Consider the following 22,587-nt stretch of genomic DNA (forward strand, 5'->3'; position numbering starts at 1 on the left):
AGGACGGCCGGGCGTCGCGCGCCGCGGCGCCCGATGCCGTCATGCCGTGATGCCGGAGTGGCTTTGACGCGGAAGCCTTGGGCATCCCACGGCGGGCGGCGCGCCCTGGCGCCGTCAGGCGGTCTGGGCCGGGGCCGACAGCGGCGCGCGGAAGCTGACGCGGTTGCGCCCGTCGGACTTCGCCGCATAGAGGGCGACGTCGGCTCGGTGGATGACGTCCTCGATGTCGCGGTCGTCGCGGGTGACGAGCGTGGTGCCGACGCTGACGGTCACTTTCAGCGCCTGTCCCTCCCAGAAGGTCGGCGATTCCTCGATGCGCCGCCGGATGCGCTCGCCCCAGACGGCGACGCCGGTCTCGTCGACGTCGAGCAGGAAGACGACGAACTCCTCGCCGCCGAAGCGGGCGATGCGGTCGCCGGCGCGCAGCGATTTCGAGACGATCGTCGCCAGCTCGGTGATCACCGCGTCGCCGGCGGCATGGCCGAACGTGTCGTTGATCGCCTTGAAGTGGTCGATGTCGATCATCATCACGCCGAACCTGCGCTCGTGGCGCTGCGAGGCGGCATGCGCCTCGGCGGCGAAGCCGCGAAAGCCGCGGCGGTTGAGCAGACCCGTCATCGGGTCGGTCTCGGCCAGCCGGCGCAGCTGGGTGATGGCCTGTTCCGAGCGTCCCGCCTTTGCCAGCGCCTCGCTGAGATGGCTCTCGGCGAAGTCGATGCGCCGCACGAGCGAGCGCAGTGAGTTGGACAGGCGGATGATGTCGAGCGAGCCCGACTGGCGGTCGATCAGCGCCATCGTCGGATCGCGGCCGATCCGGTCGGCATTGTCGGCCAGGAGCGACAGCGGGCGCATCACCCGCCCGGCGATCAGCGCCGCGGCGAGCGAGCTGGCGACGGCCGCGGCGAGGCCGATCAGGAAGATCGTCAGGATGGTCTCGTTGGCGTCGACGAGGGCGATCGTCATCGGCCGGCGGGCGACGACACGCCAGCCGAGGCCCTCATAGGTGTCGAAGCCGCGCGTGCCGACGGCGGCGACGAGAGCCTGCCCGTCGGAAATGTCCAGGCCCTCGTCGGCGGCCCCGCCGCCGGCGGTCGCCATCAGCTGCTCGGGCGTCAGGACGGGGGCCGTCTCCGCGGGGCCGAGGACGATGGTCCCGTCTGCCGACGTCACCCAGAGGTCGGTCTGCAGCGCCGGATCGAGGCGCGCGAGCAATTGCCGGCGGATATCCCGGGCCCAGGCCCAGCTGAGATGGGCGCCGACCACGCCCATCACCCTGCCGCTCCGATCGCGCACCGGCGCGGCGACGTCGACGAGGCGGAAGGGATCGTCTCCCTCAGCCTGCGGCACCAGCTTGGCCAGGAGCTTCGCCTCGTGCACGTCCTGCACGGTGGGCCCCTTGAGTCCCTCGATGAACCAGGGGCGCGCCGCGACCGAAGCGCCCTCCAGCATCCGCCGCGTCGCCGCCCGCACCGTTCCGTCCGCGTCGGCGTAGCCGATCCAGGCATAGCTCGGCAGCGAATCCTGCATCTGGTCCAGGAAGGTGCCGATCTCGCCGGGACGGTCCCGCCAGACATCGGTCAGCGGCGCCAGATTGGCGAGGTTGACGATTTCGCGATGGCGTTCGAACATCTGCCGGTCGAGGCGCGAGGCCATGGTCTGCGCCAGCAGGCGGAGCTCGCCATTGGCCGCGTCGAGGGCGTGGTGGCGCACCACCGTGGCGGTCCCCAGGGTCATCACCGCCACGGTCGCCAGCGACAAGAGCACGGTCAGCGCGGCCGACTGCTGCCGGATGCTGAGGCGATCGCGCAGGCGCCGGACCGACGACGGTAGTTTCATTCGGCAGGCATCCTTCCAATCCCGGCGGAGTATCGCCGGGACTTGCTAACATCACCTTTCCGCAGCGTCGGCGAAAACCGCCTTCTCGCCCGACATCCGCACTGCGCCGCGCAGCACCATGGCCAAGGCCCGGGGATAGAGCGCGTGCTCGGCCTGGAGCACCCGGGCCGACAGGCTGTCCGGCGTGTCGCCGGTCTCCACCGGCACCGCGGCCTGGGCGATGATCGGGCCGCCATCCATCTCGAAGGTGACGAAATGCACCGTCGCGCCGTGGATCCGGACGCCCGCCTCGATCGCCCGGCGGTGGGTCTCGAGCCCGGGAAACAGCGGCAGCAGCGAGGGATGGATGTTGATCATCCGGCCCTTGAAGCGGTCGACGAAATCGGCCGAGAGGAGCCGCATGTAGCCGGCGAGGCAGACGATGTCGGCCCCCGAGGCCTCGATGGCGGCGATCACCGCCGCCTCGTGCGCGGCCTTGTCCGGATAGCCCTTGCGCGGCACGGCGACGGCATCGATGCCCTCCGCCCGGGCCGTCTCCAGCCCGGCGGCATCGGCGCGGTCGGCGATGACGGCGACGATCGCGCCGGGATAGCCCGGCGCCTTGGCCGCCTCGACCAGGGCCGCCATGTTCGAGCCGCGCCCGGAGATCAGCACGGCGACGCGCTGGACGGCCGTCATCGGCCGGCCCCGGCCGGCAATGCTCTCACAGCGCCAGCTCGCCGTTGAAGGTGACCGCGGCACCTTCGCGGTGCAGGATGCGGCCGAGCGGCACGACGGTCTCGCCCTCGCTCTGCAGGATCGCGGAAACGGTCGCGGCCTCGGCGGCGGAGACGACGACGATCATGCCGATGCCGCAGTTGAAGGTGCGCAGCATCTCCTCCGCTGCGACGCCGCCGGCCTTGGCCAGCCAGCGGAAGACCGGCGGGGTGTCGACGGCGAAGAGATCGATGTCGGCCGAGAGGTGGTCGGGCAGGACGCGCGGAATGTTCTCGACAAAGCCGCCGCCGGTGATGTGGGCGAGCGCCTTGATGCCGTCATTGGACTGGCGGATCGCGGCGAGCAGCGGCTTCACGTAGATGCGCGTCGGCGCGATCAGCGCCGCCGCCAGGCTTGGGGCATCCGTCTCGAAAGGGGCGGGGGCATCGTAGGCGACGCCCGACAGAGCGACGATGCGGCGGACCAGCGAATAGCCGTTGGAATGCACGCCCGAGGAGGCGAGGCCGAGGATCATGTCGCCCTCGGCAAGATCGGCGCTCGGCAAGAGCTTTCCGCGTTCGGCGGCGCCCACGGCGAAGCCTGCGAGGTCATAGTCCTTCTCGGCGTAGAGGCCGGGCATTTCCGCCGTCTCCCCACCGATGAGGGCGCAGCCGGCCTGCCGGCAGCCCTCGGCGATGCCGGAGACGATCGCCTCGCCCTGCGCCGGATCGAGCTTGCCGGTGGCGAAATAGTCGAGGAAGAACAAGGGCTCGGCGCCCTGCACGACGAGGTCGTTGACGCACATGGCGACGAGGTCGATGCCGATCGTGTCGTGGATGCCGGTGTCGATGGCGATCTTCAGCTTGGTGCCGACGCCGTCGTTCGCCGCCACCAGCACCGGATCGGTGAAGCCGGCCGCCTTCAGGTCGAACAGGCCGCCGAAGCCGCCGATCTCGCCGTCCGCCCCGGGCCGCCGCGTCGAGCGCACCAGCGGCTTGATCCGCCGCACCAGCTCGTTGCCGGCATCGATGTCGACACCCGCGTCGCGATAGGTGAGGTTGTTCGTGGTCTTGTCGGTCATCGTCTCGCGCCCCGTTTTGCCGCGAAGTGACACGGATCGACCATTTGGGGCAAGACCTTGGGCGCTCGCGCTGGCGATATCGTGGGGGGTTGCGAGGCTTCCGACCGGCATCGGGGCAATGCCCGCCGCCGCTCTCTTGACCTTGCCCCGGGAGGCTGCCTATCTCCCCCGGAGTGCCGGATTGCGGCGGGGACGACTGCCGGGGGCATCGACATGTCGGACATCACAACCAATCGCGGCCGGCTGTTTCGCCGCCAGCTGATGTTCTGGGGCATCGGCGCGCTGCTGACGGTGGCGATGCTCTATGTCTTCTCCGGCGTTCTCCTGCCCTTCGTCTTCGGCATGTGCCTCGCCTATTTCCTCGATCCCGTCGCCGACTGGATGGAAAAGCGAGGGCTGTCGCGGCTGATGGCGAGCATCGTCATCCTGCTCCTGTTCATCGTCGTCATCGCCGCCGTGCTGTTGATCCTCGTGCCGGTGATCGGCGGCCAGGTCGGTTCCTTCGTGCAGCGCCTGCCGGACTATCTCGGCAGGCTCCAGGCGCTGGCGGACAGCGCCCGAACCGGCCCGCTGGCCTGGCTGTTCGAGGGCAGCGAGCCGCTGCAGCAGGACTACAGCAAGATCGTCGCCGACAGTTCGGGCGTCGTCACCACGGTCCTCGGCTCGCTCTGGACCTCGAGCATGGCGGTGGTGAATTTTCTGTCGCTGTTCGTGGTGACGCCCGTCGTCGCCTTCTACCTCCTGCTCGATTGGGACCGGATGGTCGCCAAGATCGATTCCTGGACACCGCGCCAGCATGTCGACACCGTCAGGCGCCTCGCCCGCGAGATCGACGCGGCCGTCGCCGGCTTCATCCGCGGGCAGGGCAGCCTCTGCCTCATCCTCGGCAGTTTCTACGCCATCGGCCTGACGATGATCGGCCTGAATTTCGGGCTCCTGATCGGCATGTTCGCGGGGCTGATCTCCTTCATCCCCTATGTCGGCTCCTTCGTCGGGCTGATCCTGGCGGTCGGCGTGGCCCTGGTGCAGTTCTGGCCCGACTACATCTGGATCATCGCGACGATGGTGATCTTCTTCGCCGGCCAGTTTCTGGAGGGCAACATCCTGCAGCCGAAGCTCGTCGGCGCCTCGGTCGGGCTGCATCCGGTCTGGCTGATGTTCGCGCTCTTCGCCTTCGGCGCGCTCTTCGGCTTCGTCGGGCTGTTGATCGCGGTGCCGGCCTCGGCGGCGATCGGCGTGCTGGTGCGCTTTGCCATCACCAAATACCTGCAGAGCGAGATGTATTTCGGCCGGACCATTGGGCAGGCCGGGACGCGGATCGAGACGCTGGAGGGGCATTCCATGCAGGTCATGGTCGAGAACGGCTTCAAGCCGGACAGACCAAAGCCTTGAATAGCGGGCATATCCGCCAATCGGGCTTGCGTCGCGGCCGGCGTAAACTAGCCTGACAGGTGAAAAAGGCGCACTATTTGCGCATTCTGCGATCGACCTGTCCGACCCGTGACAGGACCACCGCCAGGAGAGGGCCGACGAACCGTGACCGCGTCCAGACCTGCCCAGCTTCCCTTCGACCTGCCGCATCGGCCGTCGCTGGCGCGTGACGACCTGATCGTCACCGACGCCAACCGCCTGGCCGTCTCGGCGATCGACAGCTGGCCGGACTGGGGACATCCGGTGCTCCTCATCGTCGGGCCGCCCGGCTCCGGCAAGTCGCACCTCGCCGCCGCCTGGGCGGAAATGTCGGGCGCCACGGGTTTTTCGGGCGGTGTCGCGGCGTCCCCCTTCCGGCTGGTGATCGACGACATCGATCGCGCGCCGGCCGACGAGACGGCGATCTTCGGGGCGGTCAACGCCGCCCGCCTCGGCGGCGGCTTCGTCCTCGCCACCGCCCGCGTCCGTCCCTCCGAGATGGCGCTCGGCCTGGCGGACCTGCGCTCGCGCCTGCAGGCGGCGACGCTGGTCGAACTGGGGCGGCCGGACGATGCCCTGCTCGTCGGCGTGCTGTCGAAACTCTTCGCCGATCGCCAGATCGCCATCGACCCCAAGCTGGTGCACTATCTGTCCGTGAGGATGGAGCGTTCGCTGGAGCAGGCGAGCCGCCTCGTCGCCGCCGTCGACCGCGAGGCGCTGGCCTCGAAGGAGAAGGTTTCGCGGGCGCTGCTGCAGCGCGTGCTGGAGCGCACCGGCCTCTCGCCGGCGACCGACGAGGCATCCGGCTCGACGCCACCCGCGGCCGCGACGCGGCACGATGACATCGCCCGCGGCCCGGTGCCGCCAAAGGAGGATTGACGCTTGGACGATCAGGAAGGCAGCCAGCCAGCCCCTTCGCACGCCGACCTGACGCGCGCGGGCGCGACCAGCCCGAAGCCGCCCGCGGCCGCGCCCACCGCCAGGACGCCCGCCGACGCCTCGACCGTGGCGGCGACCCCGACGGGTGCGAAGCCGGCGGCCAAGCGCGTGACGCGGGCAAGACCTGCCGCCCGGCCGCGCAAGCCGGCGGTCGGCAAGAACGGCAAGGACGCCGGGGCGCCGGCCCCGTCGCCGCGGGCGAAGCGGGCGCCGGCGGCTGCGGCTGCGCGCGGCACTGCCGCCGGCACCAAGCCGTCCTCGCCGAAGGCCGCGGGCGAGGGGGCCATGCCGACCGGACCCGCGGCGGAGGCGACGGCCGCCGACACCTCGGTGGCCAGCATCGCCGAACGCCTGGAGGCCAATTCGACGAGCGACCTGCCGCTGGTCGAGACGGTGATCACGCCGCAGAACGAGGAACTGCCGGCCGACCGCTTCATCAACCGTGAGATCTCCTGGCTGCAGTTCAACCGCCGGGTGCTCGAGGAATCGCAGAACGCCGCCCAGCCGCTGCTGGAGCGCGTCCGCTTCCTGTCGATCTCGGCCGGCAATCTCGACGAGTTCTTCATGGTCCGCGTCGCCGCCATCGCCGCGCAGGTGCGCGAGAAGATCACCGCGCGCAGCGACGACGGGCTGACGCCGCAGGAACAGCTCGACAAGATTCTCGAGGATGTCGGCCGGCTGCAGGAGGAGCAACAGGCCTCGCTCGCCGATCTCGTCAAGGAGCTCCGGGCCGAGAACATCCTGATCGTCGGCGCCGGCGAATTGAAGAAGGACGAGCGCGCCTGGCTGGAGCAGCATTTCGACGACGCGATCTTCCCGGTGCTGACGCCCTTGTCGATCGACCCGGCGCACCCGTTCCCGTTCATTCCCAATCTCGGCTTCTCGATCGCGCTGGCGCTCGCCCGCGACCGCGACAAGCAGAAGATGAATGCGCTCCTGCGCCTGCCGGTGGCGCTGCCGCGCTTCGTCGAGATGCCGAAGAGCGAGAGCGGACAGCTGCGCTTCGTGCCGCTGGAAAGCGTCGTCGCTTTGTTCATCGGGCGGCTCTTCCCCGGCTACCGCGTGCGCGGCGCCGGCACCTTCCGCATCATCCGCGACAGTGACATCGAGGTCGAGGAGGAGGCCGAGGACCTGGTGCGCCTGTTCGAATCGGCGCTGAAGCGGCGGCGCCGTGGCCAGGTGATCCGCATCGAGTTCGATTCGGTGATGCCCGAGGACCTACGCGGCTTCGTCGCCGGCCAGCTCGAAGTGCCGGAAAACCGGGTGTCGGTGATGGACGGCATGCTGGCGCTGGAATCGGTGTCGCAGATCGTCAAGGCGCCGCGCGACGACCTGAAGTTCACCCCCTACATCCCGCGCTTTCCCGAGCGCATCCGCGAGCACAACGGCGACTGCTTCGCCGCCATTCGCGAGAAGGACATCGTCGTCCACCACCCCTACGAATCCTTCGACGTGGTGGCGCAGTTCGTCCGCCAGGCCTCGGTCGATCCGCACGTCATCGCCATCAAGCAGACGCTCTACCGCACTTCGAACGACTCGCCGATCGTTCGCGCGCTGATCGACGCGGCCGAGGCCGGCAAGTCGGTGACGGCGCTGATCGAGATCAAGGCGCGCTTCGACGAAGAAGCCAACATCAAGTGGGCGAGGGATCTAGAGCGCGCCGGCGTGCAGGTCGTCTTCGGCTTCATCGAGAAGAAGACGCATGCGAAACTCTCGCTGGTCGTCCGGCGCGAGGAGGGCAAGCTCGTCAACTTCGTGCACATCGGCACCGGCAACTACCATCCGATCACCGCGAAGATCTACACGGACCTGTCCTACTTCACGACCGATCCGGACATCGCGCACGACGTCCTCCTCGTCTTCAACTACATCACCGGCTATGCCGAGCCGGCGGATCTGCGCAAGCTGGCGGTGTCGCCGCTGAACATGCGCAAGCGCATCCTCGACGACATCGCCGCGGAGGTCGCGCATGTGAACGCGGGCCGGACCGGCCAGATCTGGATGAAGATGAACTCGCTGGTCGATGCCAAGATCATCGATGCGCTCTACCGGGCGAGCCAGGCGGGCGTCGAGATCGATCTCATCGTGCGCGGCATCTGCTGCCTGAGGCCCCGCGTGCCGGGCCTTTCCGACAATATCCGCGTGAAATCCATCGTCGGGAGGTTCCTCGAACACAGCCGCATCTTCTGCTTCGGCAACGGCTACGGCTTGCCTTCCGATCACGCCACCGTGTACATGGGCTCGGCCGACATGATGCCGCGCAACCTGGATCGGCGGGTCGAGACCATGGTGCCGATCACCAACCCGACCGTGCACAGCCAGATCCTGTCGCAGATCATGCTGGGCAACATCCTGGACAACCAGCAGAGCTGGTCGGTCCTTTCCGACGGCACCTCGCGCCGCATCGTCGTCGCCGAGGGCGAGCAACCCTTCAACACCCAGCGTTATTTCATGACCAATCCCAGCCTCTCCGGCCGCGGCAAAGCCCTGAAATCGGACGCCCCGAGATTGATTGCCAGACAACGTGCCGAACATTCCCGTTTTGACTGACGTTTCCGTGCAGGGCCGGCTGCCGGGGAGAACCCCGGTCGCCGTCGTCGACATCGGCTCGAACTCGGTGCGTCTCGTCATCTACGAGGGCAACAGCCGCTCGCTGACGGTGCTGTTCAACGAAAAGGTGCTGTCGGGCCTCGGCAAGGGCCTGACCCAGACCAAGCGGCTCGACGAGCGTTCGGTCGCCAGCGCGCTGGCCGCGCTCGCGCGCTTCCGGGCACTGGCCGCCCAGGCCGGCGTTTCCGAGGTCTATCCGATCGCCACCGCCGCCGCCCGCGAGGCGACGAACGGTCCGGACTTCATCGCCGCCGCCGAGGCCGCCATCGGTTGCAAGATCCACATCCTGTCGGGCGCCGACGAGGCACGCTACGCCGCCGAGGGCGTCGTCGCCGGCTTCCATGCGCCGGACGGCATCGCCGGCGATCTCGGCGGCGGCAGTCTCGAACTCGTCGACGTCGCCCGCGGCGAGATCCGCGAGGGCCTGACCCTGCCGCTCGGCGGCCTCCGGCTACAGGACATGTCGGGCAACGACATCGCCAAGGCCCGCAAGATCGCCGACAAGGAGATCGCCGGCTGCGCTTTGGCAGGCGCCGGCGAGGGCAGGCCGTTCTTCGCCGTCGGCGGCACCTGGCGGAACCTGGCCAAGCTGCACATGGAACAGGCCCGTTATCCCCTGCACGTGATGCACGGCTACGAGATCCCGATCGAGGGCGCGCTGGAATTCCTGGAGGCGGTCGCCAAGGGCGATCCCGACACGCTGCCGGGCATCGCCGCCGTCTCGCGCAGCCGCCGCGCGCTGCTCGCCTATGGCGCGGTGACGCTGCAGAGCGTCATCCGCTACGTCAAGCCGTCGAGCATCGTCCTCTCCGCCCTCGGCGTGCGCGAGGGGTTCTTGCATTCGCTCCTCAGCGAGGAGGAAAAGGCCAAGGACCCGCTGATCGAGGCGGCGTCCGAACTGTCGGTCCTGCGCTCGCGCTCGCCGCGCCATTCCACCGAGCTGGTCGACTGGAGCCGCCGCAGTTTTGAGATCCTCGGCATCGAGGAGACGCCCTATGAGGAGCGCCTGCGCGAGGCGGCCTGCCTTCTCGCCGACATCGGCTGGCGCGCCCATCCCGACTATCGCGGCAAGCAGAGCCTGTCGATCATCGCGCATGCCGCCTTCCCGGCGATCGACCATCAGGGCCGGGCCTTCCTCGGTCTCGCCAACTACTACCGGCACGAGGGCAATTTCGAGCAGGTGGCGGTGCCCGACATCGAAAACCTCCTGACCCCGCGCCTCCTGCAGCGCGCCCGCATCCTCGCCGCTTTGTTCCGCGCGACCTATCTGATGACGGCCTCGATGCCCGGCATCCTGCCGACGTTCAAATGGGCGCAGGATCCGCGCGGCGGCTTCGCGCTGGTGATCCCGCCCGAACTTGGCGGCCTCGTCGGCGAGCGCCCGATCGGCCGGCTGGAGCAGTTCGGCAAGGTCGTCGAGCGCACGCTGCGCTTCGAGGTGCGGTGAAAGGCGTGCCGATTACTGGCGAGCCGTCCGCGGCCTCGCGGAGACATCCATGCTGAAATTTCTGTCCATCCTCCTCGCCGCCCTCATCGGCGGCGGGATCTTCGCGGTCGGCCGCTGGTACGTCTACGCCGAGTACAGCGCGACGCCCTACGACGAGGTCGGCATCGCCCTCAACGGCACCATGCCCGCCCCCCTGAACGCCTGGGCCTGCGCCCGCCTGCACGCGCGTTTCCCCGGCGCGCTGCCGCCGCTCGGTTGCGCGGCGGAAGGCGGCGGCTGGCGATAGGGATAGAGAGTGGTCGGGACCCGGCCGCTCATGCATCCAGCCGCCGACCCCTCAACTTCGTCATCCCGGCCTTGAGCCGGGATCCATGCCGTGACGTCGAACGTGCCCGTTTCGGCACCGAATGACCTGCGTCATCGTCTGGGCATGGATCCCCGCGCTTCGCGCGAGGATGACGACGCCAGGGAGGTCCGCGTCTCTCACAGGGCCGCGGTTGCGCTATGGTGCCGGGCGGCGGCGGGCGCGGCCACCAGGGCGGCTTAGCCCAGCTCCACCACCGCCACCTTGCGGTCGCGAAAACACAGCGCCGCCTTGCCTTCCAGCAGTTCCAGCGCGCGGTCGCCAAAAATCTGGCGGCGCCAGCCGGACATGGCGGGAATCTCGGCGTTGGCGCCGAAGGCGGCGAGCTGTTCCAGGTCGTCGCCGGAGGCGATCATCTTGCCGGCGACGCCCTCCTCGTCGACGACGATCTTCAGGAGAACCTTCAGGAACTCCACTGCCGCGGCGGTGCCTTCGGGGAGGTTCGGGAGCTTCGGCAGCGCTGGCAGCTCGCTCTTGGGGATCGCCATGGCGCGCTCGATGGCGGCGAGGATCTCCTTGCCGTTGTGCGAGCGCTCGAAACCCTTGGGGATCGTGCGCAGGCGCGACAGGGTCTGCTCGTCTCGCGGCTGCTGCTGCGCGATCTCGTAGATCGTGTCGTCCTTCATGATCCGGCCGCGGGGCTGGTCGCGGGTGCGCGCCTCGCGCTCGCGCCAGGCGGCGACCTCTTTCAGGATGGCGAGCTCGATCGGCTTGCGCACCCGGAGCTTCAGCCGCTTCCACACGTCGTCGGGGTGGACGTCGTAGGTCTCGGGATTGGCGAGCACGGCCATCTCGTCGTCCAGCCAGTCGTCGCGCCCCTCGGCGGCGATGCGCGCCTTCAGCACCTTGTAGACGTCGCGCAGGAAGGTGACGTCGGCCAGCGCATAGACCAGCTGCTGTTCCGACAGCGGCCGGCGGCGCCAGTCGGTGAAGCGCGAGGTCTTGTCGATCCGGCCCTCCGTCGTCTTGGCGACGAGCTGGTCGTAGGCGATCGATTCGCCGAAGCCGCAGACCATGGCGGCGATCTGGGTGTCGAACATCGGCGCCGGCAGCATGCCGCCGAGCTTGTAGACGATTTCCAGATCCTGCCGCGCGGCATGGAAGACCTTGATGACGTTCTCGTCGGCCATCAGCGCGAAGAAGGGGGCGAGATCGATGCCGGGGGCCAGCGGATCGACGATCACCGCGAGATCGTCCGAGGCCATCTGGATGAGGCAGAGCTCCGGCCAGAAGGTCGTCTCCCGGATGAACTCGGTGTCGACGGTGACGAAGGGCGCCTTGGCGAAGACGCGGCAGGCCTCAGCGAGGCCGTCGGTGGTGGTGATAGGCTCCATGATCTTTTCATAGCCGATGTCGCGGCACCTGCGAACCCCGCCTGACGGCCATTCCGCAATGCGAAGATCGGGGCGATGAAAGGGGCGCAAATCTTGACAGCGCGGGGGTCCCGTGCGCTTTTCCGCCGATATCGAACCGGCCGCCTCGGCGCACCGGATCAGAGCGCCTGCCCGCCATGCGCAGGGACGAAAAGCCAGGAAGAACCGCCATGCACCGCTACCGCAGCCACACCTGCGCCGCCCTCCGCGACACGAACGTCGGCGAGACGGTCCGGCTTTCCGGCTGGGCCCACCGCGTCCGCGACCATGGCGGCCTGCTCTTTATCGATCTGCGCGACCATTACGGCCTGACGCAAATCGTCGTCGATCCCGATTCGCCCGCCTTCAAGACGGCCGAGACGATTCGCTCGGAATGGGTGGTGAAGATCACCGGCACGGTGAAGGCGCGCAGCCCCGAGACGGTGAACCCGAAACTGCCGACCGGCGCGGTCGAGCTCTTCGCCGAGGACATCGAGATCCTGTCGGCGTCGAAGGAACTGCCGCTGCCGGTGTTCGGCGAGCTCGACTATCCCGAGGACGTGCGTCTCACCTACCGCTTCCTCGACCTGCGTCGCGAGACCCTGCACCGCAACATCATGCGCCGCACCCAGATCATCGCGGCGATGCGCCGGCGGATGACGGAATCCGCCTTCACCGAGTTCTCGACGCCGATCCTGACCGCCTCCTCGCCGGAAGGCGCGCGCGACTTCCTGGTGCCCTCCCGCATCCACCAGGGCAAGTTCTACGCCCTGCCGCAGGCGCCGCAGCAGTACAAGCAGCTGATCATGATGTCCGGCTTCGACCGCTACTTCCAGATCGCGCCCTGCTTCCGCGACGAGGATCCGCGCGCCGACCGCCTTCCGGGCGAGTTCTACCAGCTCGACGTCGAGATGAGCTTCGTCGAGCAGGAGGACATCTTTCAGACCATGGAACCGGTGATCCGCGGCGTGTTCGAGGATTTCGCCGACGGCAAGCCGGTCAGCCAGACGTTCGAGCGCATCCCGCACGCGGAAGCCATGCGCAAATACGGCTCCGACAAGCCGGACCTGCGCAACCCGATCGAGATGTCTGCCGTCACCGACGCCTTCGCCGGCTCGGGCTTCAAGGTGTTTGCCGGCATGATCGCCGCCGATCCCGAGGTCGAGGTCTGGGCGATCCCGGCCAAGCGCAAGGACGGCCAGGACGCGATCGGCCGCGCCTTCTGCGACCGGATGAATTCCTGGGCGCAGGGCCAGGGCCAGCCCGGCCTCGGCTACATCTTCTGGCGCGAGGAGGAGGGTGCCGTCGCCGGCGCCGGTCCGCTCGCCAAGAACATCGGCCCCGAGCGCACGGAAGGCTTGCGCGAAAAGCTCGGCCTCGGCACGGGCGACGCCTGCTTCTTCGTGGCCGGCAAGCCGAAGACCTTCGTCTCCTTCGCGGGTGCGGCGCGCACGCAGGTCGGTGAGGAGCTCGATCTCGTCGACCGCGACCAGTTCAAGCTCGCCTGGATCATCGACTTTCCCTTCTACGAATGGGACGAGGAGCTGAAGAAGGTCGATTTCGCGCACAACCCCTTCTCGATGCCGCAGGGCGGGATGGAGGCGCTGCAGACGCAGGATCCGCTGTCGCTGAAGGCTTTCCAGTACGACATCGTCTGCAACGGCTTCGAGATCGCGTCGGGCGGCATCCGCAACCAGCAGCCGGAGACCATGGTCAAGGCCTTCGAGATCGCCGGCTACTCGCGCGAAGAGGTCGAGCAGCGTTTCGGCGGCCTCTACCGCGCCTTCCAGTACGGCGCGCCGCCGCATGGCGGCATGGCGGCCGGTGTCGACCGCATCGTCATGCTGCTCTGCGGCGTCAAGAACCTGCGCGAGATCACCATGTTCCCGATGAATCAGCAGGCCTACGACCTGCTGATGGCCGCGCCGAACGAGGCCTCGCCGGTGCAGCTGAAGGAACTCGGCATCCGTGTGGCCGCGGCGGCGAAGATCACCTAGGGATGGCATCGCGACAGCAGGGCGGCGTTATTCTCCACCTGCCTCACAGTAAGTTAACCCGCATAAGAGATTTGTTGCTAAGGGTGAGCCACTAGACAACTTGCGCAGCAGCGCTTGCATCATGAGACGGACGGGGACGGGATGAACCAGGGACACACCATGGAAAGCCTCACCCCGTCCCCTTTGCCCACGGAAGAGCCCGCCTTCGATTTCGACATGGCGCCGGTGCCGCTGTGGTTGGAAGATTTTTCCGGGATCAAGGCGAAGTTCGATGCCTGGCGCGCGGCGGGCGTCACCGATCTCCAGGCCTTTCTGGCCGAGGATCGCGGGCGGGTGCGTGAATGCACCGCGCTGATCCGCGTCCTCGGTGTCAACAAGCGGACGTTGACGCTGTTCGAGGCGGCGGACCTGCCGGATCTCATCGCCAATCTCGGCACGGTGTTCAGCGACGAGATGCTGGACAGCCATGTCGATGAACTGGTCCAGCTCTGGAACGGGTCGCCGGAATTCACCAGCCAGGCGGTGAACCACACGCTGACCGGGCGCCGGCTGGACATCCAGCTGAAGGCCCAGATGCTGCCGGGCCACGAGCGCGACTGGACGCGCATCCTCATCGCCACCGAGGACGTGACCGCGCGCGAGGACGCACGGCGCCGCGCCCATCTCAGCGAAAGCTATGCGCGGGGCCTCTTCGAGCACTCGCCGGTCTCGCTCTGGGTCGAGGATTTTTCCGCCGTCAAGAATCTCATCGACGGCGTGCGCGACCGCGGCGTCGACGATTTCCGCACCTTCCTCGACGTCCATCCGGAATTCGTCACGCGCTGCATGACCGAGATCCGCGTCATCGACGTCAACCGGCATACGCTCGACCTCTTCCGCGCTGCCGACAAGGCGACGCTGCTGCGCCGGCTCGGCGAGGTGTTCCGCGATGCCATGCAACAGCATTTCAAGGAACAGCTGATCGACCTGTGGAACGGCAAGCTGTTCCAGCAGCGCGAGGTGGTGAACTACTCGCTCGACGGCGACACGCTGCATGTCCACATGCAGTTCTCGGTTCTGCCCGGGCGCGAGCGCGACTGGACGCTGGTGCAGGTCGCGCTGACCGACATCACCGCGCGCAAGAAGGCCGAGGCCTATCTGGAATATCTCGGCAAGCACGAGGTGCTGACGAAGCTCTACAACCGCTCCTTCTACGCCGACGAGCTGAACCGGCTGGAACGCATGGGCCCCTATCCCGTCAGCGTCATCATCGCCGACATGAACGGCCTGAAGCCGATCAACGACGAGCTCGGCCATGCCGCCGGCGACGCCATGCTGCGGCGGGCCGGCGAGGTGCTGAGCGGTGCGGTGTCGAAGCCGCACCACGCCGCGCGGATCGGCGGCGACGAGTTCTGCGTGCTGATGCCGGCGACCTCGGACGAGGAGGCCAAGGCGATGGTCGAGAGCATCGAGAAGCTGGTCGAGATCAACAACCAGTTCTACGCGGGCAACGCCCTCAGCTTCTCCATCGGCCGCGCCACCGGCGTCAGCGGCGAAAGGCTGGAGGAAGTGGTCAAGCGCGCCGACGCGGCCATGTACGAGAAGAAGAAGGAATACTACTCCGCCGAGTCGGTCGATCGCCGCCGGCGCGAGGCGACATCTCCCGCCATCACGCCGTGACTGCAACCGCCGCGTGAGCGCGGGCAGGCCGCCCCCGGAGGGCAGCCTGCCCGTCTCCTTTTCACCTGCGAAGAGGAGAGCCGGCATGCCGAGGCCCCGATGGGGAAGTTCGGGCGTGTCGCCGCCGATACCGAGCCACGCGACGGACAAAGCCCGTTCGGCTGCACAGGGACGTGAGGGGGACGACCTCGTCGCCTGAAAAGGATGATGATCGCCGGTGGTGGACTGCGGAAACGCCAAGCGGCGCGCCCCGGCGTCTCAAATTTCAGTTGTAGGGATTGAGTGTCATGTTACCATAGGTTGTTTTTCAACCTGTGGAGGAAGACATGGCCTTTAACCCAAACCAGTCCACTCTGGCCGCTTGCCTGGAGAATATCCGGTCCATCCAGAAGGCCGGCGGCATCGAACCCGGCCGCATCATGACGTCCAAATCCAAGTCGGTGCGGTCCGTCGCCGATCGCCTCGCGGTCAAGAACATCCCGGACGGCTTCACCAAGGAGATGCTGCCGCTCTACTTCGACGGGCCGACGACGCTCTACATCTCGTCGGGCGCGCCGCACGCGGTCGTTCCCAGCCACAGCCATGACGAGGGCCCGGGCATCCGGATCATGATCTCGGGATCCATCCACTACAAGGACATGGAGCTGACGGCGGGCGACTGGATGTATGTGCCGGCCGGCGAGAAGTACGAGTTCACCGTCGGCGCGCGCGGGGCGACGATGTGCTACTGCTATGCCTGCTGCTGCGCCTGATCGGAAGGCGATGGCACGGCTCGAAACCCCAGCGTTGCATGCCTCCCGACGCCCGGCGCGAGAACCGGCTCGCGATCGCTGGGGCTGACGACGCGGGCGACCGCCGCCGCCGGAGATCGGCGGCGACGGTCGATGGAGACTACTGCTCGTTGGCGGTGACTTCGAGCTGCAGGACCTGCGGCAGCGTCTGCGGCGCGCCCATGGCGGCGCCGATGATCTGCGTGGCGGCAACCGGCGCGTCCGGATCGACCGAGATCGTCAGCGACTGCGGATCCTTCAGGAAGGTCGATACAGCCGTCGTCACCGTGCCCTGGAAGTCCGGGTTCTGCAGCATGGCCAGCATCGGCGGCAGCGTGCCGATGAGCTGGTCGATCAGCTGCTCACGGGTCTGGCCGTTCTTCTTGGCGTAATAGTCGAGCAGCTTGTTGGTGAGCGAGGAGTCGGTGAAGCCGATTTCCAGCGAGGCGAGGCTGAGCTGCGAGACGAGGCCGATGATAGCCATGCCGGAATTCGACGCCCCCGCGGGATCGGCCGCCATCTGCGCCTGGATCTGCTGCAGTGACTGCACGAAGGACGGGGTGTAGCCGTTGATCTGGTAGCTGAACGAGAAATCGCCGGCGTCCTTCACCGACAGGTCGAAGGGCGAGAGGCTGAGTTCGCCCTTCTTCGGATCCCAGTTCATCTCGACCGAGCCGTTGCCGGCGATCTGGGGATAGCCGACGTCCTGCATCGCCTTGGTGGTCTCGTCCGCCGGCATGGCGGCGAAATCGAGGGTGAAGTCGCCGAGGTTGAAGCTGGACGTGATGGTGCCGCTGCCGCTCTCGACCGCATTGGTCCACTGGGTGCCGCTGAGGCTGAACAGCTGCTTGCCCTGGTCGCTGATGGCGACGGAGTCGACGCTGGCTTCGTCGAAGAAGATCGGCGTCCCGCCCGGCAGCGTGGATTCGCCCTCGGAACCGGCGAGCTGCAGGCCGCTGATCGCCATGCCGCTGACGGTCGCCTCCTTGCCGTCCTCGATCTTCTTGAAATCCTCGAACGGGATCGCCTCGACCTGCCAGCCCGCCGCCGTCGAACCCGTGACGTTCTGGAACGTGACGTCGCCGACCGCGCCGGCCTCCGGGCCGGCGCCGAGGGTGACGCCCTTCAGGATGACGTTGTCGCCGTCCGATTCGGCGGCGGTAAAGTTGATCGGCATGTCGCTCTCGGCCGACAGCTGCTTCAGCCGGTCGCCGAAGGCCTGGGCGTCGGCGGCCAGGGCAGACGTGCTGCCCAGAAGCAGGAAGGCGATGCCGGCGAGGGCGTGGCTGGACGGATGTGTCATGAAATGTCCTCTCACGGAACGATGGGCGGAACGGCGGCGGAGCAGTCTCTCGGCAAAGGGGTGCGACGCAGATGGGTTGGAAGTCCGCCAGGGCAAGGGCCTGGCGCAAACTTCACCGTCCCGGCGAGGGCCCGAATGCCCGGTTTGAGAGGGCTTGCCTGCGGCTGACCCGCCGGGTCAAGAGGGAGTTCGCGACAAGCTTTACGGCGCCAGCATGTCCGCGGTGAAAAATGCCTTGGGAAAAGCCGTGTTCCGTTCTTGTTCTTGCCCGCCGCCTGCTCTAAACGCGAGGCATGGGCAAGGCAGCGGATCCGCCACCAGGCGGCGGCGATATCGAACCGGTCGACCTGAAGGACGCGCTCGAGGAGCGCTACCTCGCCTATGCGCTGTCGACGATCATGGGCCGTGCGCTGCCGGACGTGCGCGACGGCCTGAAGCCGGTGCATCGGCGCATCGTCCACGCCATGCGCGTGCTGCGCCTCGATCCCGGCCAGGGCTACAAGAAGTCGGCGCGCATCGTCGGCGACGTCATGGGCAAGTTCCACCCGCATGGCGACGCCTCGATCTACGACGCGCTGGTGCGTCTCAGCCAGGATTTCGCGATCCGCTATCCGCTGATCGACGGCCAGGGCAATTTCGGCAATATCGACGGCGATAGTGCCGCGGCCATGCGCTACACCGAGGCGCGGATGACCGACGTCGCGATGCTGCTCCTGCGCGGCATCGACGAGAACGCCGTCGACTTCCGCCCGACCTACAACGAGGAGGACCAGGAGCCGATCGTGCTTCCCGGCGCCTTCCCGAACCTCCTCGCCAACGGTGCCTCGGGCATCGCCGTCGGCATGGCCACGGCCATTCCGCCGCACAATGCCGCTGAGCTCTGCGAAGCGGCGCTGATGCTGATCGACGACCCCGAGACCGGTCTCGACAAGCTTCTGAAGGCCGTCCAGGGCCCGGATTTCCCGACCGGGGGCATCGTCGTCGACACCCAGGAGCAGATCCGCGAAGCCTATGCCACCGGGCGCGGCTCGTTCCGGGTGCGGGCGCGCTGGGAGCGGGAGGAGCAGGGGAGGGGCGGCTACGTCGTCGTCGTCACCGAGATCCCCTACCAGGTGCAGAAATCGCGGCTGATCGAGAAGATCGCCGATCTCCTGATGGCCAAGCGCCTGCCGCTGCTCGCCGACGTGCGCGACGAGTCGGCCGAGGACGTGCGCGTGGTGTTCGAGCCGAAGAGCCGCACGGTCGATCCCGCTCTGATGATGGAATCGCTGTTCCGCCTCACCGATCTCGAGGCGCGCATTCCGCTCAACATGAACGTCCTGTCGCAGGGCAAGATTCCGCGGGTGATGAACCTCAAGGAAGTGCTGCAGGAATGGCTGGCGCACCAGCGCGAGGTGCTCGTGCGCCGCGCGCGTTTCCGGCTCGACCAGATCGAGCGGCGGCTGGAGATCCTCTCCGGCTACCTCATCGCCTTCCTCAACCTCGATGAGGTGATCCGCATCATCCGCAGCGAGGACGAGCCGAAGCCCGTCCTGATCGCGGCCTTCGCGCTGACCGACGTGCAGGCCGAGGCGATCCTCAACATGCGCCTGCGCTCGCTGCGCAAACTCGAGGAATTCGAGCTGAAGCGTGAATACGACACGCTGGCCGAGGAGAAGGCCGAGAAGGAGGCGCTGCTCGGCTCGGGCGAACTGCAGTGGTCGGCGATCTCGGCGGAAGTGCGCGCCGTCGGCAAGACCTTCTCCAAGAAGACCAAGCTCGGCAAGCGGCGCACCGATTTCGCCGATGCGCCGAACCACAATCTCGACGACCTCAACGTCGCCTTCATCGAGCGCGAGCCGATCACCGTCGTCCTGTCGCAGAAGGGATTCCTGCGCTCGCTCAGGGGACACGTCGCCGATCTCTCGACACTCGCCTTCAAGGAAGGCGACTCGCTGAAGCTCGGTTTTCCCGCGCAGACGACGGACAAGCTGGTGTTTCTCTCGACCGACGGCCGCGCCTATACGCTGGGCGCCGATAAGCTGGCCGGCGGGCGCGGGCAGGGGGAGCCGATCCGTCTCGCCTTCGAGCTGGAGGACGCCGCCGATATCGTCCTCGGCTTCGTCGCCGTGCCGACGCGCCAGCGCCTGCTCGCCTCCTCGGACGGCAACGGCTTCCGCATCACCGAGGCCGAGATGCTGTCCTCGACGCGCAAGGGCAAACAGCTCCTGAACCTCTCCGGCACGACGCGGCTGCGCCTTGCCGCCGTGGTCGAGGGCGACACCGTCGCGGTCGTCGGCGAGAACCGCAAGATGGTCGTCTTCCCGCTGATCCAGGTGCCGGAGATGACCCGCGGCAAGGGCGTGCGCCTGCAGCGCTACAAGGATGGCGGCCTCTCCGACCTCAAGATCTTTTCGATCGACGGCGGCCTCACCTGGCAGGGCGCCGGCGGGCGCTCGTTCCACCGCTCGGCGGAAGAGCTGTTCGAGTGGCGCACCGATCGAGGCCTCGCCGGCCGGCTGGTGCCGAACGGCTTCCCGAAGTCGAACAAGTTCGGCTGAGCCCGTCCGGAGGGGTGCGGCAGTCTCCGATCGGGTCAGGCATCTGGTCTCGGAAGCGACGATATGTTCCGCCAGCTCTCGACCCGATGTCGCGGCAGCGCGTCGCAGCATGCTGACCCGAGCGCGGACGCCGCCAACCGTTGAGCGCGCTGCCACTCCATCAGGCCCTCTCGCCTCGGCCCAGTCCGGCCTCCTGCACGTGGAGCAAGAGGCGGGAGTTGCCCTGTTACGCCTCCGGGGCACGCCAGGAAGCCGTCGACCAAGTGCCGATCGGCGAATTTCCGTTGGCCCCCGACGTTTTCTGCGTCAGCGCAATCCCCAAATCGCGTGTCTCGACCCATCAATCCAGCTTCGCGCCAGCATTTGGTTGGACAACTGCACACAAGTAGTGGCCGCAAAGGGGTAATTCATGTCCGCGACAGTTTTCGAAGAAAACCGCACTGACGACACTGAGAAAGAACGTTTGGCGACGTCGATGATCGAGGTCGCCAAACTCACGCGTGACCTGCTCGCGATGCACCTGGCAACGATCGCGCTGTCGCCCGGCGAGGACGACTACATGCTCGCACTGAACCCGCGCGAGCCAACCGACCTCGGCGAGGCGGCTGAGGAACTGGGTGTTCACCCGACCGCGCTTGCCGTCTCGTACGATCGGTTGCGTGTCCGAAATCTCGTCGAGATCAGGGGTAACATGGTCCTGCTGACACAATCCGGCATGGATACCCGATCGCATATTTCCACGGTCTACAGGATGGTGGGCGAAGACATCGCCGACCGGCTCAGCGTCGATCGGATCGAGGTTGTCAGAAGTGCGTTCGACGACGTCAAAAGGAATATGAAGCAGGCGCTCCGGAAGGCGCGCTAACCCTTCGTCGATCGAAGCTTCGAGGCCGCCCTTTTGCGCCGCCAAGTAGGGCCGCGGCCCAGCCACTGAACGGGGTGGACTGCCCAGAGGGCGTCGAGCCGCCGTCCGGTTTTGAACGACGCACTCCGACAAGCTGACAGGCAGCTCACCCCCGGCCGAGCCGTTCGGCGTCGAAGCGGAAGCCCCCGACGCTGCCGGACCGCTATCGACCCTTTGCGGACATTGGCGACCCTAAGCCAAGTGCGGCTTTGCGCCTCCGCCTCGGTCGCTCACTCTGTCGCAAGAATTCCTTCACAGGGGCCGCTTGGTCAACTTGGGCTGAATGCCCCGTTTGGTGTGGCTTGCCGCTCGATGGCGTCTAGGCCAGAATGCTGAAAGGCTTTCGTTCTTCGAGTGGTAGGGGCAAGGGCGCATGTTAGAGGTTAGGGACTCTGATCCCCACAACCACTACATCATGAAAAGTGTCGAGCGTGCCGTAGACAGCGAAAACATCCGTACTGGGCGCTGTTTCGTTTGCGGAGGCGCGCCGACGACCGGAGTTGGCGAGCACGTGCTGCCAAAGTGGCTTCAAAGAAAGTGTGGGCTGTTCAACAAACGGCTAACGCTGTTGAATGGCAGTTCGATACCCTATCGTATCCTAACTGTTCCCTGCTGTGTTGAATGCAATACGGGCTTTCTTTCCAAAATCGAGACCGAAGTGCAGGAGGTATTTCAACGCGGATGTATTGAAACCAGCGAACACAGGCTTTCCGTGGCGCGTTGGTTGGCCAAGATTCTTGTCGGAATTTTGGTCAAGGAGACTGCTCTCCTTCTGGATCGAAAGAATCCGGTGTCAGGCAAGATTGTGCCGGCTGATTTCATCGATCAGTTTGCCCACTGTCAGCTAATGCTGCAAAGTTCCCGTAAGCAAACGCGGTTCCGTGCTCTGCACAGCACTTTTCCCTTTACCCTTTATTGGTATCGTATTGACGGTTCCGACAACGCTTTTGATCTGTCGACGGACATTCTGGGCCAATCAATTGCGGTGCATATGGGCAAGTTAGGGGTCGCCTTTGTAAACGATGGCGGGCTTCAGATGATTCACGGTCAAAAGGGGCCCTATGAATTAGAGGGGGCGACAGTTCTACCCCACCAGTTCGGCGAACTCGCAGCTCGCGTGCATACCAAAGCATCGCTGCGTGATGCTACTCATTTTTACCTTAGCTCAGAGACGCAAACTCATCTAACTATCGAGCAGCAATATGTACGGCCATTCACAAATTCTGCACTAGAGAACGGAGAATCTCAGGTCTTTCGACCTTGGGATTCTATGTTGTTCGCGATGCGTGCGGCCCGAATTACAGGTCTGGAGAAGAGCGTGTTCTTAGACACCGCGACAGGCATTGAAATGACTACGCTGGCGAACCTCTTTCCCGGAGCCGATATCAACATCGTTACGAAAGATGAAGCTATATCCCCCACGCATTTCTGATTTTGAGGGTCGGAAGCGGGCATGAGGGCCGCCGCACTAATGGTACCCATCTAATGCTCGAACTCCAGGATCTGACGGCCTGCGAGCCGGCACCTTATAGCATCCAATCTGAAAGCAATTAATGCCCGCTCTTGGCGCGTAGCTGCCGTTCGTCCGCCGCTACGCGAATGGCCGGTTTCCACCCATGCCGGCCATTTGCTGACAGCTCAGCACCATCCATCCGGCGGGTTTGATGAAGCTGCTACAT

The 22,587-nt window shown here is 66.5% G+C and carries 16 protein-coding genes; 11 read left to right on the top strand and 5 right to left on the bottom strand.

From position 1 onward, the window contains the following. Nucleotides 1–114 precede the first annotated feature (114 nt). The 3 genes from IEX88_RS07520 to purM are packed head-to-tail and all read right to left on the bottom strand — an operon-like array spanning nucleotide 115 to nucleotide 3,613. A complete protein-coding gene (locus tag IEX88_RS07520) occupies nucleotides 115–1,836 on the bottom strand; it encodes a sensor domain-containing diguanylate cyclase (RefSeq protein ID WP_188849979.1) in 1,722 nt (573 codons plus the stop codon). A gap of 51 nt (nucleotides 1,837–1,887) precedes the next feature. Further along, on the bottom strand, nucleotides 1,888–2,514 hold the full coding sequence (gene purN, locus IEX88_RS07525; protein ID WP_188849980.1) for a phosphoribosylglycinamide formyltransferase: 627 nt from the start codon (nucleotides 2,512–2,514) through the stop codon (nucleotides 1,888–1,890). Between the two features lie 25 nt (nucleotides 2,515–2,539). Continuing rightward, on the bottom strand, nucleotides 2,540–3,613 hold the full coding sequence (gene purM, locus IEX88_RS07530; RefSeq protein WP_188849981.1) for a phosphoribosylformylglycinamidine cyclo-ligase: 1,074 nt from the start codon (nucleotides 3,611–3,613) through the stop codon (nucleotides 2,540–2,542). 213 nt (nucleotides 3,614–3,826) lie between these two features. Here purM and IEX88_RS07535 point away from each other — a divergent pair, with 213 nt between their 5' ends. The 5 genes from IEX88_RS07535 (at nucleotide 3,827) to IEX88_RS07555 (ending at nucleotide 10,305) form a co-directional block, all read left to right on the top strand. Further along, on the top strand, nucleotides 3,827–5,005 hold the full coding sequence (locus tag IEX88_RS07535; RefSeq protein ID WP_188849982.1) for an AI-2E family transporter: 1,179 nt from the start codon (nucleotides 3,827–3,829) through the stop codon (nucleotides 5,003–5,005). A gap of 144 nt (nucleotides 5,006–5,149) precedes the next feature. Then, on the top strand, nucleotides 5,150–5,902 hold the full coding sequence (locus tag IEX88_RS07540) for a P-loop NTPase family protein (RefSeq protein WP_210319248.1): 753 nt from the start codon (nucleotides 5,150–5,152) through the stop codon (nucleotides 5,900–5,902). A 345-nt stretch (nucleotides 5,903–6,247) separates the two neighbouring features. Further along, entirely contained in the window at nucleotides 6,248–8,512 is a 2,265-nt protein-coding gene (locus IEX88_RS07545) for an RNA degradosome polyphosphate kinase (protein ID WP_188850316.1), read from the top strand. Continuing rightward, entirely contained in the window at nucleotides 8,505–10,019 is a 1,515-nt protein-coding gene (gene ppx, locus IEX88_RS07550; RefSeq protein WP_188849983.1) for an exopolyphosphatase, read from the top strand. Before IEX88_RS07545 ends, ppx begins: the two co-directional genes overlap by 8 nt. Before the next feature lie 49 nt (nucleotides 10,020–10,068). Continuing rightward, complete coding sequence (locus IEX88_RS07555) at nucleotides 10,069–10,305, top strand: hypothetical protein (RefSeq protein WP_188849984.1); 237 nt, start codon at nucleotides 10,069–10,071, stop codon at nucleotides 10,303–10,305. Nucleotides 10,306–10,562: 257 nt separating this feature from the next. On the opposite strand, the gene rnd is transcribed toward IEX88_RS07555, so the two are convergent. Beyond that, nucleotides 10,563–11,717 (bottom strand): ribonuclease D, encoded by a 1,155-nt coding sequence (gene rnd / locus IEX88_RS07560; RefSeq protein WP_188849985.1) that lies wholly within the window; start codon nucleotides 11,715–11,717, stop codon nucleotides 10,563–10,565. A gap of 209 nt (nucleotides 11,718–11,926) precedes the next feature. Here rnd and aspS point away from each other — a divergent pair, with 209 nt between their 5' ends. The 3 genes from aspS to IEX88_RS07575 all read left to right on the top strand — a co-directional run bounded on the left by aspS (nucleotide 11,927) and on the right by IEX88_RS07575 (nucleotide 16,143). Next, nucleotides 11,927–13,732 (top strand): aspartate--tRNA ligase, encoded by a 1,806-nt coding sequence (aspS, locus tag IEX88_RS07565; RefSeq protein WP_188849986.1) that lies wholly within the window; start codon nucleotides 11,927–11,929, stop codon nucleotides 13,730–13,732. A gap of 159 nt (nucleotides 13,733–13,891) precedes the next feature. Continuing rightward, on the top strand, nucleotides 13,892–15,391 hold the full coding sequence (locus IEX88_RS07570) for a sensor domain-containing diguanylate cyclase (RefSeq protein ID WP_188850317.1): 1,500 nt from the start codon (nucleotides 13,892–13,894) through the stop codon (nucleotides 15,389–15,391). A 326-nt stretch (nucleotides 15,392–15,717) separates the two neighbouring features. Next, on the top strand, nucleotides 15,718–16,143 hold the full coding sequence (locus IEX88_RS07575) for a cupin domain-containing protein (protein WP_188849987.1): 426 nt from the start codon (nucleotides 15,718–15,720) through the stop codon (nucleotides 16,141–16,143). Between the two features lie 139 nt (nucleotides 16,144–16,282). Here the strand turns inward: IEX88_RS07575 and IEX88_RS07580 are convergent, their stop codons facing one another. Beyond that, complete coding sequence (locus tag IEX88_RS07580) at nucleotides 16,283–17,464, bottom strand: aq_1923 C-terminal domain (protein WP_188849988.1); 1,182 nt, start codon at nucleotides 17,462–17,464, stop codon at nucleotides 16,283–16,285. Nucleotides 17,465–17,757: 293 nt separating this feature from the next. On the opposite strand from IEX88_RS07580, the gene parC reads away from it, so the two are divergent. From parC to IEX88_RS07595, 3 genes are all read left to right on the top strand, one after another. Further along, nucleotides 17,758–20,004 carry a DNA topoisomerase IV subunit A gene (gene parC, locus IEX88_RS07585; protein ID WP_188849989.1) on the top strand — a complete coding sequence of 749 codons (2,247 nt, stop codon included), beginning with the start codon at nucleotides 17,758–17,760 and terminating at the stop codon, nucleotides 20,002–20,004. 409 nt (nucleotides 20,005–20,413) lie between these two features. Next, entirely contained in the window at nucleotides 20,414–20,869 is a 456-nt protein-coding gene (locus tag IEX88_RS07590) for a winged helix DNA-binding protein (protein WP_188849990.1), read from the top strand. Between the two features lie 454 nt (nucleotides 20,870–21,323). After that, nucleotides 21,324–22,340, top strand: a complete 1,017-nt coding sequence (locus IEX88_RS07595) for a hypothetical protein (RefSeq protein WP_188849991.1) — start codon at nucleotides 21,324–21,326, stop codon at nucleotides 22,338–22,340. The last annotated feature ends 247 nt before the right edge of the window (nucleotides 22,341–22,587 follow it).

It is taken from the genome of Aureimonas glaciei (genome assembly GCF_014643375.1).
Classification (GTDB): Bacteria; Pseudomonadota; Alphaproteobacteria; order Rhizobiales; family Rhizobiaceae; genus Plantimonas; species Plantimonas glaciei.